Raw genomic sequence first — 23,056 nt, forward strand, 5'->3', positions numbered from 1 at the left:
ATCCAACTTCAACCGCGCCTCCAAGCAGCAGGTCGGTATGACACCGAGTGAGTACCGACGAAGGGCCGAGCTTTTGCCGGATCAATGACTCTGTCGCATGATCGCAGGCATCCGCCCAAGACAGTCCAAAGGCCCGACATCGAAATGACCGAACTCACTTCGGCTGACCTGGATGCGCTGTCGGCGCGGCTGTATCCCGATATGCGCCGCCTGGCGCGGGCTCAGCTGCGGCGGCTGCGTCCCGGACAAACGCTTGATACCACCGCCCTGGTGCACGAGGCCTATCTCAAGCTCGGGCGGTCGGCTGAATTCGCCGACCGCGGCCACTTTCTTGCTGCCTCGGCGCGGGCGATGCGACATATCCTGGTCAATGCAGCACGCGACCGACTGGCGGCCAAGCGCGGCGGCGGTGCGACCGACCTCGAACTGCAGGAGGCCGACGGCGCCGGTGATATCCAGCCCGCGCTGCACGTGCTGGATGTGGCTCGAGCGATGGAAGATCTGCAACGCCTGGACGCCCGGCTGTGTCGTCTGGTCGAGTGCCGCTACTTCGCCGGCATGACGGACCAGGAAACCGCGCTGGCGTTGGGGTTGTCCGAACGCAGCGTGCGCCGCGACTGGCTGCGCGCGCGTGCCTGGCTGAAGCTAGCGCTGTCATCGATGGAGCACGCATGAGCGGCGCAACCGAACGCCCGGCCGACGACGCCTACCGCGCATCGCTCGACGCCCTGCTCTGCGAGCTGCTCGATCTTGATGCCGGAGCGCGGGCCCAGCGGCTGGTCTCCCTCGACCCCGACCGGCGTCGCCAGATCGAGGCCCTGCTGGCGGCCGCGTTCGGTGCGGACGATAAGCTGCAGGTTGGCGGCGCCATGCATCCCGATCTGCTTGAACACATCGTTGCTGAGGATGAGCATGCGCTGCAGCCCGGCACCCGCCTCGGCGCCTATCGGGTGCTGCAGGAAATCGGCGTCGGCGGCATGGGGAGGGTGTTTCTGGCCGAACGCGCCGACGGCCTGTTCGCCCGGCGGGTGGCACTCAAGCTGCTGCCGGTGCATGCCACGCCGCGCGAATTGCAGCGCTTGCAGCGCGAACAGCGCATCCTGGCCAGCTTGGTCCACCCCGGCATCGCCAGACTCTACGACGCCGGCATCAGCGATCAAGGTGCGCCTTATCTGGTGATGGAGCATGTCGACGGCGAGACGATCGACGTCTGGTGCGAGCATCACGCCCACGGCGCCCGCGCGCGCCTGCAGTTGCTGATCGAGGTGTGTCGTGCAGTGGAATCCGCTCACCAGCACCTGATCGTGCATTGCGATATCAAGCCGGCCAACATCCTGGTATCCGCCGAGGGCCAGGCAAAGCTGCTCGATTTCGGCATTGCCCGGCTGCTCGGGTCCGATCCTCCAGGCGACCCCAAGCAAGGCGATCAAGGCGATGGCGATGCGTCGGGCCACACCACTGGATCGTCGACCGGCGCCTGGCTGACCCCGCGCTACGCCAGCCCCGAACTGCGTGCGGGTCGAGCACCGACCACGGCCTCGGATATCTATCAGCTGGGATTGCTGGCCGGCGAACTGTTGGGCGCGGCTTCAAGGGGCTCCAGTCAAGGGCGGCGTGATGCGCTGCCCCGTACTGACCTCGAGGCGATCCTGGCGCGAGCGGTCGCCGAACGACCGGCCGATCGCTATGCCAGCGTCGAGCGATTGCGCGAGGACTTCGAGCGACTGCAGCAAGGACTACCGGTGTCGGCACGGCGCCCCGGCGCGCTGTATCGGTTGCAGCGACTGGCCGGCAGGCGCCCCTTCACCCTGGCCGCGGCCGGCGTCGGCGTGCTGGTGCTGCTGCTGATCTCGGCCCTGTTTGTCACTCGACTGGCTGCCGAGCGCGATGCCAGACGGGCTCAGGCCGAGCAAGCAGAGCGCGCCCGCGCTGAAGCCGAGCAAGTAGTGGCGTTTCTGGTCGACCTGTTTCGCAGCGGCGATCCGTACAGTTCCAGCGACGCGACCCCGACGTCGGCATTGACGGCTGACGTCCTGCTGGCCCGCGCCGCTGATCGGATCGGCCCACAACTCGATCAACAGCCGCTAGTGCGCGCTCGCCTGCTTGCCGAGCTGGGCCGAATTCACCGCATTCTCGGCCATTTCGAGCGCGCCGAGCCGCTGTTGCGCGAGAGCATGGCGCTGCTGGAAGCCAATCCCGATGCCAACCGGCTGCAACTCGCCGATGTCAGGTTGTCACTGGCGCGGCTGCTCGATCAGCGTGGCGGGTTCGACGAGGCCAGCACCTTACTGGACGCCGCCGAGGCGCAGTTCCGCCAGGTCGGTGACCGCGAGCGCCTGGCCAGCGCCCTGGAGGCCCGGGGCAATCTGCTGCTGGACCATCAAGATGTTCGATCGATCGCCACTTTGCAGGCGTCGCTGGCGCTTTGGCAAGCGCTGGGCAATATCGACCGCGAAGCCGACCTGCATCTGTTCCTGGCCAATGCCCTGGCGATTCATGATCGCTTGACCGAAGCCCGACCACATCGAGAGGCGGCACTTGCCCTGGTTGAAGCGCGTCTGGGGCCGGGCCATCCCACGGTCGCCAATGCCCTGGTCGGGCTGGCCGACCAATTTCAGAAGGAAGGCCATCCGGCCGACTCGGTGGCCCTGCTGGAGCGCGCCATCAGCATCTACGACCAGCACTTTGGTGAGGCTGATTTCCGCCTGGCCACGGCGCTGAACAATCTCGGCACCACCCTGTCCGACCTCGGACGCCAGGAGGCAGCGCGCCAGCCGTTGCAGCGCGCGCTGATCGCCTATCGTCAAGGCCAACCCGATCATCCGGCGATCGGCACCATCCTGAACAACCTCGGCACCATCCACTGGCATCTGGCCGACCCGAATCCCGCCGCCGAACACTACCGACAGGCACTTGACCATCTGCGACCGCGGCTACGAGCCGATCACCCAATGATTGCCCTGGTGGAGTTCAACCTGGGTGAGGCGCTGTTGGCACTCGGCGATGCGCGGCAGGCTCGGCCGCTGCTGGAATCTGCCCTGGTCGGCCTAGAGAAACACTTTGGCCCCCGCCACAGCATGCTGGTGCCGGGTCTCGACTATCTGGCTGGACTGGACCGCAAGGCCGGCGCCCTTCGTCAGGCCGAGGCTCGGATGCGGCGCGCGCTGGCCATTCGTGAGGCCGACCCACAGGGCGATCAAGCGGCGCTGACGACGGCGCGGGCAGAATTGGCGGCGCTGCAGGCGATGCTACGCAAGTAGTCCATGGCCGGATTCGGCCCCGAACCGTGTTACCCGAGTCAGCACGTGCCGTCAGGCCGCGCCTGCGCATTTCACCTCGGGGACCACGATGACCACTTGCAGAATCACTACCGGAACCAATCGACTCGCTCATCTGCTGGCTGTCGGCATGCTGGCCTGTGCCAGCGCATCCGCCGCGCCGCTCGAATACAGCGGCTACCTTGAGGACAACGGTATCCCTGCCAATGGCTATTACGATCTACGTCTGACCGCCTTTACCTCCGCCGATGGCCTCGCACCAGCCGCACCACCTCTGCTGCTCCGCGAGGTGGCGGTTGTCGACGGCCGCTTCTCGGTGGAACTGGATGATCAGGCATTGCCGAGCCATCTGGATCGTGCCTGGTTGCAGGTCGAGTTGCGCAGCGAACACGAGCAGGTCTGGTGGCCGCTGGCCGATCGCGCGCCGCTGCAACCCAAGGGTGCGCTCTGCCCGCTGTCCTGGGAACTGGCCGGCAATGCCGGCACCAGCCCAAGCACCCACTTCCTCGGCACGACCGATGACCAAGCCATGGAACTGCGAGTGCGCAACGGCCGCGGCCTGCGTCTCGAACCCAGTCCAAACTTCTGGAATGGGTTACCGCTGACCATCAACACGCTGGGCGGCAGTCACGGCAATCTGCTCAGCGCCGGCGTACGCGGAGCGACCATGTCGGGTGGAGGCGTTGCGCCGGGGGGCAATGATCCTGACCTGCCCGGAGCCAATCCGAACGTCATTACCGATCACTACGGCGTGGTGGCCGGCGGCTATGACAATCAGGCGGGCAATGGCAGCGGCTCGCTGTTCAATGCATCGCACGCCAGTGTCGGCGGCGGTCGCGGCAACCTGGCCAGCGGCCAGCATGCGGTGATTGCCGGCGGCCTGGACAACACCGCTTCCGGCGACGAGTCGACCGTAGCCGGTGGAGAAGCCAACCTCGCCAGCGGCGTACGCGCCACGGTCGGTGGCGGTGAAAGCAACAGGGCCGGTGCCTTGCGGGCCACGGTCAGCGGCGGCAATCACAACCAGGCGCTGGGTGGAGCCAGCGTGGTCGGCGGCGGCAGTCTCAACTGTGCCGGTGGTGACTATTCCTGGGCCGGCGGCATTCGCGCCAAGGTGCGCCCGGCTAGCGATCCTGGTGACGGCAGCTGCAGCAGCGATATTGCGAGCTATCCCGGCGGCGTCGGCGACGAGGGCAGTTTCGTCTGGAATGGCGGCAGCACCGGCGACGGCACCTCCTTGGTATCGAGTGGACCACGGCAGTTCCTGGTGCGTGCACCGGGCGGCTTCTACTTTGGCAGCAGCGGCGGCAGTATCAGCATTCCGGCCGGACGCCTGATTCACACCTCCACGGGCGCCTACTTGAGCACCGGCGGCACCTGGACCAACAGCTCGGCGCGGGCCACCAAGACAGGTTTCGAGCCGATCGACGCCGGTCATGTGCTCGACCAATTGCTGTCTCTGCCGGTCACCCGCTGGCATTACCGGCACGCCCCGGGCGAAGGCGCCCATCTTGGCCCGATGGCCGAAGATTTTCACCAACGCTTCGGGCTCGGCGATGCTACATCGATCAGCACTGTGGATGCGGCCGGCGTCGCCTTCTTGGCCATCCAAGGCCTACAGCAGCGCATGGCGGATGACACCGCGCGCGCCGAGCAGGCCTTGATCGCACAACGAGTCCACCACGAGCGCGAGATCGAAGCGCTACGCGCCGAGATCGCCAGCCTGCGCCGCCTACTGGCGCCGCAATTGGCCGCCATGGCCGAGGATCGCTGACATGCATGTCTTTCGATGCGGCCTGATCGGCGGCATGATGACGCTGGCAGTGCCGCTGCCCACTACCGCCTCGGACGCTGCGCCTGCCACGCGCTTCGTGATCAAGGAAGCCAGGCTGGAGCGCACTGCTCAAGACACGCGCTTCCGGCTCGAGGCGTTCCTGACAGCCAAGGCGGAACCTCCTGATCCCGATGCGCCACGGCAGCTGAAGCTGCAGATCGGAAGCAAAGGGGCCTGCGGCCTGCCTGATGCAATTTTCCACGATGGCTTCGAGTAGCGAGTGGTTGGCGCGAGATTGCGTCCGCCCGGCGTATGCGGCCCCTCATCCGCCCTTCGGGCACCTTCTCCCCGCGGGAGCAGGCAAGCGCCGACGGGGCGGAGGTGGAAACGCGGGGTTCCCTCCCGAATCCCGAATCCCGAATCCCGAATCCCGAATCCCGAATCCCGAATCCCGAATCCCGAATCCCGAATCCCGATTCATTTTGCGGCAGCGCAGCCAAAACTACGGTAGTCTGCGCGTTTCCACGCCAGTTTCAGCCATGCCGCACCGCAGCATTCAACGTAGCCAACGTCTGTCCGAAGTCCGTTATGAAATTCGTGGCGAGTTGGCGCGGCGAGCCCGTGAGCTGGAGTCTCAGGGGCGCAAGCTGATCAAGCTGAATATCGGCAATCCGGGCGCCTTTGGCTTTCGCGCCCCGGAGCATCTGCAGGCGGCGATCAATGCCCGTCTGGAACAGAGTGATCCGTATTGCCACCAACAGGGGCTGGAGGAGTCGCGCCTGGCGGTGGCCGCCCTGCATATCCGCCGCGGCGTGTGTGAGGTCAATCCGCAGCGCGTGTTTATGGGCAACGGTGTCTCCGAGCTGATCGATATCGCCCTGCGTGCCCTACTCAATCCGGGCGATGAGGTGCTGCTGCCGAGCCCGGACTATCCGCTGTGGAGTGCCGCCACCATCCTCAACAGCGGCACCCCGGTTTATTACGACTGCCGGCCAGAGAACGATTTTCTGCCCGATCCAGAGCAGATCGAAGCCTCGATCACCCCGCACACCCGCGCCCTGGTGATCATCAATCCGAACAACCCCACCGGCGCCAGCTATCCCCGCGCCCTGCTGGAACAACTGGTTCGGATCGCCGAGCGTCATCAACTGCTGCTGATGGCCGACGAGATCTACGACGGGATCCTGTACGACGAGGCCAGCTTCCAGCCGCTGGCGCCGCTGACCGGGGAGCTGCCCTGCCTGAGCTTTGGTGGCCTGTCCAAGGTGCACCGGGCCTGCGGCTACCGGGTCGGCTGGGCGGTGCTGTCGGGCGAGGCGACACGGCTCGGCGATTATCAGCATGCACTGGATCTGCTCGGCGCCTTGCGCCTGTGCGCCAATGTGCCAGGACAATGGGCGGTGCCAGCAGCGATCAATGGGCCCAACACCATCGATGCCCTGACCCAGCCAGGTGGTCGGCTCTATGAAACCCGGCGCGCGGTAATAGAAGCCTGCGCGCATAGCCCTTTCCTCGATCTGGTGATGCCGGCCGGTGCGCTGTATGCCTTCCCCGGCGTGGACAGCTCACGCCTGCCCGGTTTCGATGACCATCATTTCGCCCTTGACCTGCTGGAGCAGGAAGGCGTGCTGATCGTGCCCGGCTCCAGCTTCAACGTGCCGTATCGCAACCATTTCCGCGTCACCCTGCTGCCTGAAGCCGAGCAGATGCGCGAAGTGTTCCATCGCATCGAGCGGGCCTTGCAGCGCTGCGCACCCGCAGCCAGCGCGCGCCATGTCGCTTAGCCTTCAGTTCAGCCATCGATCTGGTCGCGGAGGCGGCGGCTGGCTGAGCATCTTGTTATGGGGAGTTTGCATGAGCGTGCTGATCAGCGGTCTGGCCCAGGCCGGACAAGGCCAGCCGATTCGCTATCTGGCCTTGGGCGATTCCTACACCATCGGCGAAGCGGTGGCCGAGAGCGAGCGCTGGCCGATGCAGCTGGCCGCGGCGCTGCGCCGTGACGGCATCGAGCTGGCCACGCCGCGCATCATCGCCAAGACCGGTTGGACCACCGATGAGTTAAGTGCGGCGATGGATACCGCCGAGCCGCTTGGCCGGTGGGATCTGGTCAGCCTGCTGATCGGGGTCAACAACCAGTATCGCGGCCGCGATCTGCCCGAGTTCGAGCAGCAGTTCGAAGGCCTGCTGCTGCGTGCGATGGCCTTGGTCGGTGGGCATCCGGATCGTCTGTTCGTCGTCACCATACCCGACTGGGGAGTGACGCCGTTCGCCGAAGGTCGTGATCGCAGCGAAATCGGCAAGCAGCTTGATGCTTTCAACGCCGCCGTGCAGCGCATCGCCGGCCGCCACGACGTCAAGGTGGTCGACATCGCGCCGATCAGCCGGCTGCGCGGCGCCGAGCCGGCGATGGTGGCGAGTGACGGTTTGCACCCCAGCGGCAAGCTGTACACCCTGTGGACCGAGCGCGCCATTCCGGTGGTACGGGACCTTCTGTCGCATCGCTGACTATGTTTGGCGACCTGCTGGTGGTGGGCAGTCGCTCACGCTCAATCCAGCTTGGCTGTGCTTCACTTGAAGGCTGAATCTTTGCCCGCACCTTGGGCAGGATCGAATCGAATTGAGGATCCCATGAGTCTTGACCCTGCCCTGCACGATCGCATCCAGCAAACCCTGTCCCAGCACCGCGTCGTGCTGTTCATGAAAGGCTCGCCGCAGGCACCGAGGTGCGGCTTTTCGGCCAAGGCCTCGGGCATCTTGTCGGCCATGCTCGATGGCTACCACACCATCGACGTGCTGGAAGATCAGGAAATTCGCGAAGGCATCAAGGCCTACGGCAACTGGCCGACCATTCCGCAGCTGTATGTCGACGGCGAACTGGTCGGCGGCAGCGACATCATCGAATCGATGCTCAACGACGGCCAGTTGCACAGCCTGTTCGGCCTGGCCGCGCCTGATCGCACTCCGCCCAGTATCAGTCTGAGCGACCGCGCCGCCGAAGCGATCAACAATGCGCTCGACGATGCCGGCGAATCGGTCGGCCTGCACTTGAGCGTCGACCCCAGCTTCAACGCCCAGTTCCAACTCAAGCCGATACAAGGCAATGAAATCGTCGCCGAAGCCAATGGTGTACGTTTCCATCTGGATCTGGCCAGCGCGCCGCGCGCCAATGGCATCGAGATTGACTGGGTGGAAACTCCGCGTGGTGCTGGGCTGTCGATCAAGAACCCGAACGCGCCGGCCGAAGTGCGCGCCATCGCGCCGGGCGAACTGGCAGCCTTGATCGCTGACGGCGCCAAGGTGATCGATGTACGCAGCTCCTATGATCGCGAAGTGGCCATGTTTCCTGGCCCCCACGAGGTGCTGGACGAAGACAGCCTCGAACGCCTGGCGGCCTTGCCAAAGGACACCCCGCTGGCGTTCCTCTGCCACCACGGCGTTTCCAGCATGCGCGCCGCTGAGCATTTTCGCGGCCTGGGCTTTACCCGGCTGTACAACATCGAGGGCGGCATTGATGCCTATGCTCGTGATGTGGATTCCAGCATTCGCCGCTACTGATGTCTTGCTCCGGCACGTGCCGGAGCACGATCAGGCTGCTGAGACTCAGGTCAGCAGCCGCTGCGAGAGCGACGCCAGGGCGGCTGAAAGGATCCAGCCGCCGACATCACCTTGACGCGCCATCACTCAGGCTGCGGTTTAGCCGATGATCGTGACAAATGCTAAGTAATCGGCTAGCTTGTTGCGCTAAGTAGGCGAAATATCAGCCTCTTTGCTCGAGTCAGCGATCTTTCGGGGGTATCCCCGGACACTGGGCGAGCATCGAGTCGGTCACTCAGGTGAGTGTTCGACTCCGTGGCGCCAGAAGCCCGCAGAGACGGGCCCAGACCGAGGGAGCACACCATGCGCATCGCTATCATCGCCGTTGCAATGTGCCTGCTGGCCGCGTGCGGCGGCAAGGAAAGCCAAGCCGTGGCGGCTTGCGAGAAAGAAATCGCCACCAAGATGGGCGACAAGAAATACGTGGTCGACAGCAAGGACATGTCGGCCAATGCCGCCAACGAAGAAGGCGACATCATCCGCATTCAATCGATCATCACGGTCGACCCGGGTCTGCCGCGCGAAGACAAGCAGACCTTCGAATGCCGGGTACGCTTTACCGACGGCCGGGCCGACGTGATTTCAATGTCGTTTACCTGGTAACTGCCGAGCGTCTGCGCTACTCGTCAAAGCGCAGATGCTTGACTGACTTGCCGTGACGGCGAATCAACTTGAGCGCTTCGATGCCGACGCGGATGTGCGCCTCCACGAATTGCTCGGACACTTTCTTGTCACTGTCCTCGGTTTTCACGCCTTCCGGCACCATCGGCTGATCTGACACCAGCAGCAGCGCGCCCGCGGGTATGCCATTGGCAAAACCGGCAGAGAATATCGTGGCGGTCTCCATGTCGATCGCCATGCAGCGAGTCCGGCGCAGATAGTCCTTGAACTCGTCATCGTGCTCCCAGACCCGACGGTTGGTGGTGTACACCGTGCCGGTCCAGTAGTCGTAGTCGAGGTCGCGGATCATGGTCGAGATGGCGCGCTGCAGTTGGAACGCCGGCATTGCCGGCACTTCGACCGGCAGATAGTCATTCGAGGTGCCCTCGCCGCGAATGGCGGCAATCGGCAGGATCAGGTCACCCAGCTGATTCTTTCTCTTCAAGCCGCCGCACTTGCCCAGGAACAGCACCGCCTTCGGCCCATAGGCGGTCAGCAGATCCATCACTGTGGCGGCATTGGCGCTACCCATGCCGAAATTGATCATGGTGATGCCGTCGGCGGTGGCGCTAGGCATCGGTCGATCGCGACCCACCACCTCGGCGCCGGTCTGCTTGGCGAACAGGTCGAGGTAACCGCCGAAATTGGTCAGCAGCACATAGGGAGCAAACTGCTCCACGGGAACGCCGGTATAACGCGGCAGCCAGTTCTTTACGATTTCGTCTTTGGTCTTCATCGCGCCATTCTGCGCAATGCGACGCCAGTTCGGCAATGCCGGACGCGGCCGACCTGACCTCGACCCTTGCGACTCGCTATGCTTGCAGGCAACGCATGCAGGAGCGCCGGGTGGCCGAGGGGATCTGCCAGCGAATCAGCGAATTTCGCGCCGACGGACCGCTTGGCCACTGGCGCGTGGCCAGCTGTCAGCCGGCCGCCGATCTCGCGCCGTGGGTGGAAACCCTGTGGTTTGGCGAAGGCCGAGTCAGCTACCAGCGCGACCGCATCCTGCCCAACGGTGGCAGTTTCCTGCTGATCAATCTCGGACCGACTCAGTACCTGGTCGGAGAAGCAGCCGAGCAGCGGCGACGGTTCGACGACATCTGGTTCTCGGCCAGCCGGCAAACCCCGATCGATACCGAGGCACCGCATGGTCAGGCCCTGTTCGGCGTGGCCTTTCGTCCCCACGGCGCCACCCGCTTCCTGCACCTGCCCGGTATCGACACCGCCGAACAAGTGGTTCCACTGCAGGATCTGCTCGGCAGCGAAGCGCTTTCGCTGCGCCATCGCCTGCTCGAGTGCCAACACGATGTCGAGCGCTTTGCCTGGGTCGAACAATGGCTGCGGCGCCGCTTGCGCGGTGATACCCCGGCTTCGGTCAGTTGGGCCCTGCGGCGCCTGCAGAGCAGCCAGGGCCAGGTCGGCATCGATGAGCTGGCCACTGAACTTGGCATTTCACGCAAGTCGCTGGCGCGGCAGTTCCAGAGCCATGTCGGCCTGTCACCCAAGACCCTGGCCCGACTGCACCGCTTTCAGGGGGCACTGACCTGGCTCGGTCAATGCGAGCAGGTTCCCTGGGTGGAACTGGCAACACGCTGCGGCTATTACGATCAATCCCACCTGATTCGCGACTTCCAGGCGTTCAGCGGCTATGCACCGGGCGAGTTCGTGCGTCTGGCCCGCCCGGATGCCAACAGCGTGGTGGTGCGGTGACATTTTTCCAATACCCGCCGGTCAGAATCCGGCATTGTGCAATCACGATCCCACTGCAAGGAGCCTCACATGCCTGAGTTCAATATCTGGGCGGTACTCACCGCCGCCATCGCCAGCTTCGCCCTCGGCGGCGTGTGGTACTCACCGCTGCTGTTCGCCAAAGCCTGGCAGCGCGAAGCCGGCCTCAGCGACGAACAGGTGCAAGGCGGAAATGTCGGCCTGATCTTCGGCCTGGCCTTTGTACTCTGCGTGATCGCCAGCTTCGTGTTCGCCATGTTTCTCGGCCCGCGTCCGCCCCTGGCCCTGGGTCTCGGCGCCGGCTTTGCCGCGGGCCTGTGTTGGGTGGCCGCCAGCTTCGGCATTAACTATCTGTTCGAGCGCAAGAGCCTGAAGCTGTTCCTGATCAACGGCGGCTACCACACCCTACAGTTCACCCTGATCGGACTGATACTGGCGCTGTGGCCAGTGGCCGAGACGGCGAGCTGAGCCGAACCCGACCATGCACACCAAGCGACCGCTGTTCGTCGTGCTGCTGGCTGCCTTCGGGCAGGCCAGCGCCGAGCAGCTCCGCGTCGAACTGGCACCGCTCGAGGCGCTCTCCGGCCACTGCTGGATCGCCGACTTTGGCCAGGGCAAACGCGATGTCCAGTGCTTTCAGCCGATGTATGGCGGACAGTTGCTGCACAACACCCACATGATCGTGGGCAGCGAGCCACGCTACGAAGGCCTCACCGTGTACAGCTGGGATGGCGAGCACAAACGCATTCGCTTCCACTACTTCACCAGCCAGGGTGCCGTCAGTGAAGGGCATGCATTGCCGACTGAGGGTGCGCTGGTGTTTCCCGAACTGCATCGCAGCAGCGAGGGCCAGCTGACCGAGCTTGAAACGCGGATGACACTGGGGAACGACCACTACTCGGTGATCACTCGCCGCAAATCGGGCAGCGAATGGCGCGACGAGTTCAGGGCCGACTACAAGCGACTGCAGGGCGGCGGCGCGACTGCTCCGCTGTTGCCGCTGAAGCATCAGGACCAGGTCTGGACTCTGGCCTGGAATCGACAGACCAACCAACAATGGAACGCTGTGTTCAGAGCGATCGACGGCAGCCTCCAGCCAGTCAGCATTGCGCGAACCATCGACGATGACGCTGGCCATTGGCTATGGGATAGGTATCAGGATCAGCTACTGATGCTGTGCCGCAGTGGCAAGAGCGATCCGCAGCCAGGTTGGCGCGCCTGCCGCGCCGCACTCGGCAGCCAGCGCGCGCTCGTCAACAACCTACGCTTGGGCGATGGCCTGTGGAGCTGCCATACGAGCGGGGAGTGCCTGGTCGGTGCGCAGCAGGACGGCAGGCGTCGGCTGCTGCGCATCGGCGCCGACGGCATTGCACATGGCGCTCTGTACCAGGGCGACTGGGAGGATGCCGATCCGCAGTACTCGGTCGACGGCAAGCAACTGCTGTTCCGCTCAAACCGCAGCGGCAGCTGGGAGCTATGGCTGGCGGCGGCAGACGGCAGCCAGCCGCGCCAGCTCACCAATGATCCGGCCAACGACGCCGTCGCTTCCCACCACTATGGGGGTGAAGGTCCGGCACGCTTTGCGCCGGGTGGCGACTGGATTGCCTGGGTAAGGCGGTTTCCCGATCGCGGCTTCGATATCTGGCGGATGGACCTCGCCAGCGGTGTTGTGCGAAATCTCACCGAAGCCCACATCGGCGATGACAGTTACCCTGCGGTCTCGCCCGACGGCCACTGGATCGCTTTCGATTCCGAGCGGGACAGCGCGGGTGATAGCGAAATCTTTGTCATGCCCAGCGAGGGCGGCGACGCGCAGCGCATCAGTTGGTCGCCCGGCGCTGATCTGGCCCCGATTTGGATTCCACTGAACAAGGAATTACGATGAAAGTTGTAGCCAAGGCCGAACAGGCCTACGACGAAGCCACCGCCAAGCAGGCCACCGGCCGTTCACTGGGCGAGTGGTTTGCCCTGCTCGATCAGCGAGGCGGCCCGGCGGCGGGTCGGCGGGAGCTGGGCAATCTCCTGCACACCGAGTACAAGGTCGAGCCCTGGTGGTCGAGCACCATCCTCGGCCAGTATGAGGCGGCGCATGGCCTGAAGGAGAAGGATGGGCGGCTGAAGGGCTATACCATCTGTTCCACCAAGAGCATCAAGGCCAGCCCAAACGACTGCGCCAAGCATTTCGAATCGGCCAAGGCGCTCGACGCCTGGCTGGGCAGCAAGCATCGACTGGAATTCAAGGACGGCGGCAGATTGGAGAACGCTGACGGCAATCTGGCCTTGATCAAGAAGATCAACCCGGGCAAGAGCATTCGACTGATCTGGGAACAGCCTGGCGTGGGAGAGAACACGCCGGTGGAAATCAAGTTTGCCCCAGCTGGCGCCAAGACCACTGTAATGGTGACCCACGAACGGCTGCAGACCCGGGAAGAAGCCGACGGACTGCGAGCCGCCTGGGGGGCCGCGCTGGACAAGCTGAAAGCGCTGATCGAGGCCGCCTGATCGGTGCGCCAGCCAGGCTATCGCCGCTGGCGCGGGGGCAGCGGCGGCGTCGGCAGCCTGCTGCTGGCCGCCGCTTGGCAGGCCGGCGCGGCGCCAGAACAAGCCAAGGCGGCGGTGTCGCAGAAGGCATCGACACTGCCGCGCGTCGAGGTCAGCGCGCAGGCCGAGCGTACCGCTGGCGCGGCCCTGCACGAGCGCACATTGCAAATCGAGGCGGGCGACGCCAGCGCCACCGAACTGGCCGACCTACTGGATCGCCTGCCCGGGTTGTACGCGCGCTCACGGGGCAATTTCGCCCAGGACCTACAGTTGTCGGCCCGCGGACACGGCACGCGCAGCAGCTTTGGAATCCGCAGCCTGCGGCTGTACATCGACGGCATCCCGGCCAGCGCTCCGGATGGCCAGGGTCAACTCAGCCAGTTGCCGCCAGGGTTTGCCGGCGATGTGCACTTTGCCAGCGGGCCATTGGCGGCGTTCTACGGCAATGCCGGCGGCGGCCTGCTGCGCTTCGTCTCCGCGCCTATCGAGGGTGGCGGTGGCCAGCTCGCTGTGCGCGGCGGTCGCGCGGCACAGGGTATCAGTGTGCAGTGCGACTGGGAGGCCGGTTGGCGCGCCAGCCTGAGTCGCTTCGAGCTGCAAGGGCCGCGTCCGCATAGTCGGGCGCGGCGTGATCATGGGGCGGCGTCCTGGCAATGGCAGCCAACGGCCGACGGCGCCATGCAAGATCTGGATGTTCGCCTCGACCACTTTAATAGCCCGTTTAGTCAGGACCCACTAGGCCTCAGTGCGGAGCAGTTTGCCGAAGATCCTTTCGGCACTAGCCCCAACGCCCAGCTCTACAACACCCGCAAGCGTAGCCGGCAGTCGCAGCTTGGCCTACACGGAAAACTGAACACATCGCTCGGTCAGGCGCAGCTGGCATCCTGGATCGGCCAGCGTGCCATCGAGCAATACCTGGCGGTGCCGCCGACAGCGCAGGCCAATCCGCGCAGCGGTGGCGGCGTGATCGATCTGCGGCGTGATTTCAGTGGCATCGAGCTCGACCATCGATTTGGCCGGGGCGAGGCAGCGCTCAGCCTGGGTCTGCGCCTGGAGCGACAGGACGAAACCCGACTTGGATTCGAGAACTTCGTCGGCTCGCAACTGGGCGTGCGCGGTGCGCTGCGCCGCAACGAACGCAATCGCGTCGACAGCGCAGATCCTTACCTGCTGCTCGAATGGTGGCCACGCGATGACTGGCAACTGGCGACCGGTCTGCGGCACAGTCGACTTCGCTATCGCTCGATCGATCGCTTCGTGAATGTCGACAATCCAGACGATAGCGGACAGCGCCAGTTCACTGCCAGCATTCCGATGTTAGCGCTCGGCTACCTGGGCGAACAGTTTCGCTGGGGACTGGCCTGGGCGCGTGGCTTCGAGGCACCCACCGGAGTCGAGCTGGCCTACCGTGCCGACGGCGAGTCCGGCTTTAACACTGAACTTCGCCCAGCGCGCAGCCAGCTGCTGGAGGTGAGTGCAGGCTGGCAGTCAGCAGCCAGTGAGCCAGCACTGAGCGCCGATCTCAGCCTGTTCAATGAGCGCCTTCGCGACGAGCTGGTGGTGCTGCAGTCGAGTGCCGGGCGCTCGGTGTTCGGCAATGTCGAGGCCAGCCGGCGCCGTGGCATTGAAGCCAGCGGCCGCCTGCGACTGACCTCGGCCATCGAGCTGACCGGCAACGCCACCTGGCTGGATGCGCGTTTCGTGGGGGGTGCGTTGGACGGTCGACGGTTGCCGGCCGTGGCGCCGCGCTTTGCCCGTCTTGGCCTGCAATGGCAAGGCCGTTCGGACTGGCTGGCCGAGCTGAGCCTGCAGGCCGGCAGCGGCGTGTTCGTCGACGACCGCAACAGCCTGCGGACGGCCGGCCACAGCCGCTGGGATCTGCGCATCGAGCGCCGGCTTGCCGCCACTACCGGGCAGGCCGTGCTCGCTCTGGGTCTGGATAATCTCTTGGATCGCCATTACGTCGGCTCGGTCATCGTCAACGAGAGCAATGGCCGCTTTCTGGAGACCGCGGCTGGCCGCGAGCTCAGCCTGGAACTGCGCTGGGCCTACTGATTCGACCCCATTCTGTGATCCGGCTCACGCAATTCACACACGTGAAGGGGCATCCTTCACACACGTGATTCACAGCGAGGAAGACGCCATGACCGCCAACGAAGACTCTGCCGGCTTGATCCTGATCGTTGAAGACAACCGCAATATCGCCGAGATGGTGGGTGAGTACCTGGAGCGTCGCAATTATGGCGTTGACTACGCCGGCGACGGCGTCGACGGTCTGCGTCTGGCCGCCGAGAACAGCTATGACCTGATCGTGCTCGACCTGATGCTGCCGCGTATGGACGGCCTGGAGCTATGCCGGCGTCTACGCCAGGAAGCAAAGAAATCCACTCCGGTATTGATGCTCACTGCGCGCGACACCCTGGACGACAAGGTGCGTGGTCTGGAAGCCGGTGGCGATGACTATCTGGTCAAGCCGTTCGCGATCCAGGAACTGGAAGCACGGATTCGCGCCCTGATCCGCCGTGACCGTCGCCAGGTCAGCACCGAGGTGCTCAAGGTCGGTGATCTGGTGCTGGACACCGCCACCCTGCGCGTCACCCGCGCCGGCCGCGAGCTGCAGCTGTCACCGATCGGTCTCAAGCTGCTGGCGATCCTGATGCGCGAGTCGCCGCGGGTAGTCAGCCGTCGCGATATCGAGCGCGAGATCTGGGGCGACGGCCTGCCCGACTCCGACACGCTGCGCAGCCATCTCTACAATCTGCGCAAGACCATCGACAAGCCGTTCCAGCAGCAGCTGCTGCACACCATCCACAGCGCCGGTTACCGACTGGCTGACCTCGAAGCCGAGTCACAGCGGAAGTCGGCGTGAACTTGGCCGCCGCCCGTGCGCGGGCGGGTCGGCCAGTCAGCGGAATTCGCCGGAAGATCTGGGTTGCCTTCATCCTGCAGGTGGCGTCGATCAGCTTCGCCACCGTGCTCGGCGTTTATGGCGCCTCGGCGATACTGCAGGATGTGCTGATCCGACGCGCCCTGACTGACGAAGCCGGTCACTTCTGGGACCGTCGCCAGCTCGATCCGGCGGCCGATCTGCCTGACACCTACAACCTGCGCGGCTACTTGCTGGCGGCCGATGACCCCGTAACTCGCCTGCCCAAGCACCTGCGAGATCTGCAACTCGGCTACCACTCGTTGCAGAGCAAGCGCGGCAATTCGCTGATTCTGGTGGAAGACGGCCCGGGCGGTCGCCTGTACCTGGAGTTTGAGCAGCAGCAGGTGGCGCGCCTGGCGCTGCTGTTCGGCTTCGTACCGCTGGCGGTGGTGCTGGTGGTGATCTACGTGGTCGCCTTCATCACCTACCGCTTGTCGCGTCGCGCGGTATCGCCGTTGATCTGGCTGTCCGAACAGGTGCAGCAATGGGATCCCAAACAACCGGATATCGAAGCGCTGCGTCCGGATTCGCTGCCGATTGATGTAGAGGGCGAAGTGGCCACCCTGGCCGCGGCACTGCGCGACATGGCGGAACGCGCACGACACTTCCTCGAGCGCGAGCGTGATTTCACCCGCGATGCCAGCCACGAATTGCGCACGCCGCTGACCGTGATCCGGATGGCCTGCGAGCTGCTGGAAGCCGACGGCCAGATGGACAAGCATGGTCAACGCACCTTGCAGCGCATCCGCGGCGCCGCTCGCGATATGGAGGCCTTGATCGAGTCGTTCCTGATCCTGGCTCGTGAAGACGAGCGCGGCCTGGGCGAGGAGTGCTTCGTTGCCAACGAACTGATTGATGAGGAAGTCGACAAGGCCGCCCCGCTGCTGTGGGATCGACCGGTGGAACTGAAGGTAAATCACGAGGTGCAATACGCGATACGCGGACCGCGCAGGGCGCTGGCCGTGGTGCTGTCCAATCTGATCCGCAATGCCTGCCTCTACACCGAAGTCGGTACGGTGCAGGTTTCGGTGAAACCTCATCGGATCGAAATCGAGGATACCGGGCGGGGCATGAGCGAGGAGGATGTGCAGCGCGCCTTTGAGCCGTTCTTCCGCGGCGGCGGGCAAGGCCGGCAGGACGGACACGGCATCGGGCTTAGTATCGTGCGACGCCTGAGCGAGCGTTTCGGCTGGCCGGTGCGACTGGAAAGCACGCTCGGCGTCGGAACCCGTGCGATCATCGAGATTCCGCAAACACTGCCGCCCGACGAATGCTGATCCCACTGTTTCGACGTCAAGTACTGAGCTGCTGTCTGTTCGGTGCCATCGGCTGCGCTCTCCAGGCCCAGGCGGCGCAGCCAGCTTCACCGAATTCGTATGCCATCGCCCTGCACGGCGGGGCCGGAACCATCAGCCGCGAGCAGCTCAGCGCGGCACAGGAAGCCGCCATCCGCGCCGACCTGAATGTCGCACTGGATGCCGCAGAGACGATTCTCGCCCAGGCCGGTAGCGCCCTGGATGCTGCCGAAGCAGCCGTGGTGATTCTCGAGGACTCGCCCTATTTCAATGCCGGCAAGGGTGCAGTCTTCAATGCCGACGGCGTCAACGAACTCGACGCCTCGATCATGGATGGTGCAACCCGCAAAGCCGGCGCGGTAGCGGCCCTGCATCGGGTCAAGAACCCGATTCGAGCTGCACGGGCGGTGATGGACAAATCAGTCCACGTGATGTTGATCGGCGATGGCGCCGAAGCCTTTGCCAGATCGACTGGTATCGAGATGGTGGACCCTGACTACTTTCACACCGAGTTCCGCTGGCAGCAGTTGCAGGACGCCAAACGTGCCCAGGCGGCGCAATCGACAGCGACCGACGCCTACTTCGGCACGGTCGGCGCCGTGGTGCTTGATCAACACGGTCATCTCGCCGCAGCCACCTCCACCGGCGGCATGACCAATAAGCGCTATGGCCGGGTCGGCGACTCGCCGATCATCGGCGCCGGCACCTGGGCTGACGACCGCTGTGCCGTGTCCGCCACCGGCTGGGGCGAGTTTTACATCCGCCTCGGCGTCGCTCAGGACATCTGCGCCCGCCTGCGCTACCGCGGCGACTCGCTGCAGACCGCCGCCGAACACGTGGTGATGCAGGACATCCCCGCCGCCGGCGGCGACGGTGGCGTCATCGCCATCGACCACCAGGGCAACATCGCCCTGCCATTCAACACCAAAGGCATGTATCGTGCGTGGCTGACTCGCGACGGGGAGCGTGGGGTGGCGGTATTTCAGGAGCCGTGATTGGTGATTCGTGATTAGTGATTGGTAAGGGCAAACGCCGGCACCCTGAGACGTTTGAGTCACTTCTCAACGCTGAATCTTGCCCAAGCGCGCTCTTGCGAATCACTAATCACGTATCACCAATCACGGCTTTCTGCTACCATCCGCGCCCGCGTTTCCATCCTTTCATCCGAATCAAAGGATATATCCACCGATGAGCAACAACTTCCTCTTCACTTCCGAGTCGGTCTCCGAAGGTCATCCGGACAAGGTCGCCGACCAGATTTCCGATGCCGTGCTGGACGCCATCCTGGCTCAGGATCCGCGCGCCCGGGTGGCCTGCGAGACCCTGGTGAAGACCGGTGTCGCTATCGTCGCCGGTGAAGTCACCACCACGGCCTGGGTGGATCTGGAAGCCCTGACCCGCAAGGTGATTCTGGACATCGGCTACAACAGCTCGCATGTCGGTTTCGACGGTGAGACCTGTGGTGTATTGAATCTGATCGGCAAGCAGTCACCCGACATCAACCAGGGCGTCGATCGCAAGAAGCCGGAAGAGCAAGGCGCGGGCGACCAGGGCCTGATGTTCGGTTACGCCACCAATGAGACCAAGGAATACATGCCGGCGGCGATCTATTACTCGCATCGCCTGGTGGAGAAGCAGGCCAAGGTGCGCAAGGCGAAGAAGTCGCCGCTGCCCTGGCTGCGTCCGGATGCCAAGTCGCAGGTCACCCTGCGCTATGAGAATGGCAAGGCCATTGCGATTGATGCGGTCGTGCTTAGCACCCAGCACAACCCGGATATCAAGCAGAAGGATCTGATCGAAGCGGTACGCGAGGAAATCATCAAGCCGGTGCTGCCGGCCAAGCTGCTGCACAAGGGCACCAAGTTCCACATCAACCCGACCGGCAAGTTCGTGATCGGCGGCCCGGTGGGCGACTGTGGCCTGACCGGCCGCAAGATCATCGTCGACACCTATGGCGGTTGGGCCCGTCACGGCGGCGGCGCGTTCTCCGGCAAGGATCCGTCCAAGGTCGACCGTTCAGCCGCCTATGCAGCGCGTTATGTGGCCAAGAACGTGGTCGCTGCCGGTCTGGCCGATCGCTGCGAAGTGCAGGTCAGCTATGCCATCGGCGTGGCCGAACCGACCTCGATTTCGGTCACCACGTTCGGCACCGGCAAGCTCAGCGACGACAAGATCGAAAAGCTGATCCGCAAGCATTTCGACCTGCGCCCATACGGCATTCTGAAGATGCTCGACCTGGTGCACCCGATGTATCAGGCCACGGCGGCCTACGGCCATTTCGGCCGCGCTCCCTACGAGTTCGAATACGTGCGCGATGGCAAGACCATCAAGGCAACCGCCTTCTCCTGGGAAAAGACCGACCGCGCCGAAGCGCTGCGCGCAGATTCGGGCTTGAAGGGCTGAATCACCTTCTAGCGGTGGGCCACGGCCACCCTACGAATTTACCTGTTAAGTGACGGGCCGCTTGCTGCGGCCCGTTTGCTTTTGCTCGGGTCCGTTCACTTGCAGGGTGGCACTTCGCGAGCCTGGCGGCCCACGTGGTCGCACTGCAGTTTGGCATTGGCATTGACGAACCACTGATCGAAGCGATCGGCATCGATCAACAGCCGCTCGGCACTGCAACCGCTGGCTTTGAAGTCGCCGCTGTAGGGATCATCACCGTGACTGAGGAACAGCCCTTCACTTGGGAATTCGACCTGATAGTGCCGGCAATACGCCCGCATGCGAACCGGTATGTTGACTGCGCGCAGCAAGGCACGCAGCAGACCTGCGCTGCCAAAGCAACCCGCGGTACGCTTGCGCTCTGGCCAGGCCGGCTGCCCAAGATGGGGCGTGCCGCTGAGGATGCGTGACACTGGCGGAAACCCGACGTACTGCCATTGCTCATGCATCGAGTCGGCTGACACCGCGCCTTCGAAGTGTAGCAACTCATCGCGCATCCAATTCAGCAGATTGATGATGGTGGAACGCCGCGTTTTGCCCAGTAGCGACTGCATCCAACGCGTCTGGCCACTCGGGTCATCGGCCAGCACCATGCCCGACACCGCCATCTCCACCTCGTAGCCATCCGGACGCCAACGAAACATTTCGCGACTGTCGAGCAGGATCTCCAGTTGATCACGCGGATACTCGCTCAGAGACCAGGGCAGGTCAGCGCGATATTCCAATGCCAGACTCTGAGCCAGGGATGCCAGGTACAAACGCTCGGCATCTGCAGCGCTCAGTCGCTGATGGATCAGGCCGGTGGCTGCCGATCTGCTCTCGGCTTCAGCCAGATTTTCGGCAATGCCCTGCGCATTGCCAGACCTGGATGACGAAGCCTCGAGCGCACGACGAAACGCCTGGTACAGGGCCTGGCGACGCGACTCGGGCCAATTGGCATGGGGCTCGGGCCCATCCATCGACTCCCAAACAATCTCCTGGCTAAGAACCGCCTGCTCGGCGAGCCAGATCTCAAAGGCCAAGGGCTTGGGAATGTCCTGGTGCACGGCACGCGCAAGCCCCTTCAGCGGCGCGAGGACTGCCACGACGTCGACATCAATGAAACCGCTGGCATGCAGAAAGCGCTGCGGTCCTGGTCGACCGTTGCAGTAGATGCCGACCTTGTAGCTGCCCGGCGCCAGCTTGGCCGGTACGCGAGCCACGATGCGCGTCGGCGACCAGGTCTGCACCTCCAGATCGAACACGTTGCCGCGGTTAATCACCGGCCGCCGGGCCTCGCGCTGGGCTGCGAATTCGCCATGCAGCACCAACTCGCCGCCGGCGGCGACCTGCAACGGCTCAATGGCGCGCAATCGATCCTGACAAGGCGCGCCCTGCAGCGCGGAAGAGACGCCCAGGCCAACAAGCATACAAAGCAAGGTTCGCAACATGACCTGCCCTCCAGTAACCGCTGGGACCGGCGCTTCAGGACTTGAGGACGCTCGCCCGACGCAATCTCCGATCAACTCCTATGATGCGCCATCTGACCGCTTAGCAGCCGTCAGAACGCCCTGGGGCGTACCGCTGTCGTTGAACAAACAGGCGCGCGCGCTGGGTACGGAGGCCGCAGTAGCCACTGGTGCCGTTGTGCCCGATTAGCAGCTTGGCCCGAACCGTCTCGGTGTGGAGTCGTTGATGGCGTGGTGGCGGATCACTGCCACCGCTACCTCGTATGGAAGAGTGACCTTTTCGCCGCGGTTCTACCCAGCGCGCCTACAACAGTCATGGCACGCAAGCAGCAGAAGCGCGCATTACGGGTGCTGTATCGCGATTGTGCGGGCATCGACATCGGTGCCAGCGTTCATTGGGTGGCGATTGATCCGGCGCTCGATGCCCAGCCGACCCGGTCGTTTGGGGTCGACACGATCTCGCTAGAACAGATGGCCGATTGGCTAATCGAGCGCGGCGTGCGTCAGGTTGCTCTGGAGTCGACCGGGGTCTACTGGATTCCGGTCTTTGAGCCATTGGAGCGGCGTGGTCTGAACGTCCACCTGGTCGATGCGCGCGCCACCAAGCAGGTCAGTGGTCGCAATCAGACCTGTGCCGAACTCGGCGCGTCTGAAAAGTCCAGGATGGACTTGTTCAGACCTTCCTTGGAATCATTTCAGCCGTCTGATGTTTGCGACGAGTGGTCGCGCTGAAAAGCGCCTGGTTGGAGGTGTTGCAGCAAGCGGCTAGTCTGGCCGCGGTTGCGCACGCAGACGCTTCAACCAATCGCTCAGGTTGAACTCAGCAAAATCCTTGAATTCGCCGGCGTCGTAGAACCGCCCGTAGCACACCGTACAGCTCTCGAACCAGATATGCGGCTGGGCTGCATCCACCATGCGGATCAGCGGCTGACCCGACTTGCAGCGTGGGCAGTCGATGCGGTCGTTGCTGTTCTGCTGACGGCCCACCTGCGGATCACCGATGTCGATCTGTTCGGCATGCTGCTTCAGCAACTCCTCTTCCAGCATGTCGAACCATAGCCCACCGCAGCCCTCGCAGCGTTCGATTTCAACCTCGTCGACCACCAGCGACTGCATCGTCGCGCGGCACTTTGGACACTGCATGAACTCGCCCCCTGACTTGCTCAACAAAGTCTGCCAGATTTGCGGGGTTTGATGGTCGCCCTACTCAGGGGCCTGGACCTGACGATGGCGAAGCGAACCGCCTAACCCGGATATTTCATGAGGGGGCGCGGATGATCACCGAGGACTTTGCGTCGAGTGCAAGGCGCGACGAGCCCAAGTGGTGGGCCCACTTGGGCGAGATCGGGACGCAGTCCCGCGTAGCT

21 protein-coding genes are annotated in these 23,056 nt (G+C 64.1%); 18 read left to right on the forward strand and 3 right to left on the reverse strand.

The window, feature by feature from the left end; translation table 11 throughout:
* Positions 1-144: 144 nt before the first annotated feature.
* The 8 genes from IFO71_RS14560 to IFO71_RS14595 all read left to right on the forward strand — a co-directional run bounded on the left by IFO71_RS14560 (position 145) and on the right by IFO71_RS14595 (position 9,249).
* Entirely contained in the window at positions 145-675 is a 531-nt protein-coding gene (locus IFO71_RS14560) for an ECF-type sigma factor (protein WP_192030380.1), read from the forward strand.
* Complete coding sequence (locus tag IFO71_RS14565; RefSeq protein ID WP_192030381.1) at positions 672-3,260, forward strand: serine/threonine-protein kinase; 2,589 nt, start codon at positions 672-674, stop codon at positions 3,258-3,260. The genes IFO71_RS14560 and IFO71_RS14565 overlap by 4 nt, the downstream gene beginning before the upstream one ends.
* A gap of 88 nt (positions 3,261-3,348) precedes the next feature.
* A complete protein-coding gene (locus IFO71_RS14570) occupies positions 3,349-5,052 on the forward strand; it encodes a tail fiber domain-containing protein (protein WP_192030382.1) in 1,704 nt (567 codons plus the stop codon).
* Position 5,053: 1 nt separating this feature from the next.
* A complete protein-coding gene (locus IFO71_RS14575; RefSeq protein WP_192030383.1) occupies positions 5,054-5,329 on the forward strand; it encodes a hypothetical protein in 276 nt (91 codons plus the stop codon).
* A gap of 262 nt (positions 5,330-5,591) precedes the next feature.
* The gene (locus tag IFO71_RS14580) at positions 5,592-6,836 is read left to right on the forward strand and encodes an aminotransferase class I/II-fold pyridoxal phosphate-dependent enzyme (protein ID WP_192030384.1); all 1,245 of its coding nucleotides are present in this window, start codon (positions 5,592-5,594) and stop codon (positions 6,834-6,836) included.
* A gap of 70 nt (positions 6,837-6,906) precedes the next feature.
* On the forward strand, positions 6,907-7,557 hold the full coding sequence (locus tag IFO71_RS14585) for an SGNH/GDSL hydrolase family protein (protein WP_192030385.1): 651 nt from the start codon (positions 6,907-6,909) through the stop codon (positions 7,555-7,557).
* A 123-nt stretch (positions 7,558-7,680) separates the two neighbouring features.
* Positions 7,681-8,607 (forward strand): Grx4 family monothiol glutaredoxin, encoded by a 927-nt coding sequence (grxD, locus tag IFO71_RS14590; RefSeq protein ID WP_192030386.1) that lies wholly within the window; start codon positions 7,681-7,683, stop codon positions 8,605-8,607.
* 342 nt (positions 8,608-8,949) lie between these two features.
* Positions 8,950-9,249, forward strand: a complete 300-nt coding sequence (locus IFO71_RS14595) for a hypothetical protein (RefSeq protein WP_192030387.1) — start codon at positions 8,950-8,952, stop codon at positions 9,247-9,249.
* Positions 9,250-9,265: 16 nt separating this feature from the next.
* Here IFO71_RS14595 and IFO71_RS14600 read toward each other — a convergent pair whose 3' ends face one another.
* Complete coding sequence (locus IFO71_RS14600; protein ID WP_192030388.1) at positions 9,266-10,042, reverse strand: AMP nucleosidase; 777 nt, start codon at positions 10,040-10,042, stop codon at positions 9,266-9,268.
* Between the two features lie 95 nt (positions 10,043-10,137).
* On the opposite strand from IFO71_RS14600, the gene IFO71_RS14605 reads away from it, so the two are divergent.
* The 9 genes from IFO71_RS14605 (at position 10,138) to metK (ending at position 20,202) form a co-directional block, all read left to right on the forward strand.
* Positions 10,138-11,016, forward strand: coding sequence for a helix-turn-helix domain-containing protein (locus IFO71_RS14605; protein ID WP_192030389.1), 879 nt, complete (start codon positions 10,138-10,140; stop codon positions 11,014-11,016).
* A gap of 69 nt (positions 11,017-11,085) precedes the next feature.
* Positions 11,086-11,502, forward strand: a complete 417-nt coding sequence (locus IFO71_RS14610; protein WP_192030390.1) for a DUF1761 domain-containing protein — start codon at positions 11,086-11,088, stop codon at positions 11,500-11,502.
* Positions 11,503-11,515: 13 nt separating this feature from the next.
* Positions 11,516-12,919, forward strand: a complete 1,404-nt coding sequence (locus IFO71_RS14615; protein WP_192030391.1) for a TolB family protein — start codon at positions 11,516-11,518, stop codon at positions 12,917-12,919.
* The gene (locus IFO71_RS14620; protein WP_192030392.1) at positions 12,916-13,536 is read left to right on the forward strand and encodes an SRPBCC domain-containing protein; all 621 of its coding nucleotides are present in this window, start codon (positions 12,916-12,918) and stop codon (positions 13,534-13,536) included. The genes IFO71_RS14615 and IFO71_RS14620 overlap by 4 nt, the downstream gene beginning before the upstream one ends.
* Positions 13,537-13,539: 3 nt before the next feature.
* A complete protein-coding gene (locus IFO71_RS14625) occupies positions 13,540-15,630 on the forward strand; it encodes a TonB-dependent receptor family protein (RefSeq protein ID WP_192030393.1) in 2,091 nt (696 codons plus the stop codon).
* Positions 15,631-15,718: 88 nt separating this feature from the next.
* Entirely contained in the window at positions 15,719-16,444 is a 726-nt protein-coding gene (locus tag IFO71_RS14630) for a response regulator transcription factor (protein WP_192030394.1), read from the forward strand.
* Positions 16,441-17,781, forward strand: a complete 1,341-nt coding sequence (locus IFO71_RS14635) for a sensor histidine kinase (protein WP_192030395.1) — start codon at positions 16,441-16,443, stop codon at positions 17,779-17,781. Before IFO71_RS14630 ends, IFO71_RS14635 begins: the two co-directional genes overlap by 4 nt.
* On the forward strand, positions 17,775-18,794 hold the full coding sequence (locus tag IFO71_RS14640) for an isoaspartyl peptidase/L-asparaginase family protein (protein ID WP_192030396.1): 1,020 nt from the start codon (positions 17,775-17,777) through the stop codon (positions 18,792-18,794). The genes IFO71_RS14635 and IFO71_RS14640 overlap by 7 nt, the downstream gene beginning before the upstream one ends.
* A gap of 193 nt (positions 18,795-18,987) precedes the next feature.
* Complete coding sequence (gene metK / locus IFO71_RS14645) at positions 18,988-20,202, forward strand: methionine adenosyltransferase (RefSeq protein ID WP_192030397.1); 1,215 nt, start codon at positions 18,988-18,990, stop codon at positions 20,200-20,202.
* A gap of 95 nt (positions 20,203-20,297) precedes the next feature.
* Here the strand turns inward: metK and IFO71_RS14650 are convergent, their stop codons facing one another.
* Positions 20,298-21,671 (reverse strand): hypothetical protein, encoded by a 1,374-nt coding sequence (locus tag IFO71_RS14650; RefSeq protein ID WP_192030398.1) that lies wholly within the window; start codon positions 21,669-21,671, stop codon positions 20,298-20,300.
* A gap of 333 nt (positions 21,672-22,004) precedes the next feature.
* Between IFO71_RS14650 and IFO71_RS14655 the strand changes: the two genes are divergently transcribed.
* On the forward strand, positions 22,005-22,421 hold the full coding sequence (locus tag IFO71_RS14655; RefSeq protein ID WP_192030399.1) for an IS110 family transposase: 417 nt from the start codon (positions 22,005-22,007) through the stop codon (positions 22,419-22,421).
* Between the two features lie 33 nt (positions 22,422-22,454).
* On the opposite strand, the gene IFO71_RS14660 is transcribed toward IFO71_RS14655, so the two are convergent.
* A complete protein-coding gene (locus tag IFO71_RS14660; RefSeq protein ID WP_225444666.1) occupies positions 22,455-22,856 on the reverse strand; it encodes a zf-TFIIB domain-containing protein in 402 nt (133 codons plus the stop codon).
* Positions 22,857-23,056 lie beyond the last annotated feature (200 nt).

This window comes from Pseudomarimonas arenosa (assembly GCF_014841215.1).
GTDB lineage: Bacteria > Pseudomonadota > Gammaproteobacteria > Xanthomonadales > Xanthomonadaceae > Pseudomarimonas > Pseudomarimonas arenosa.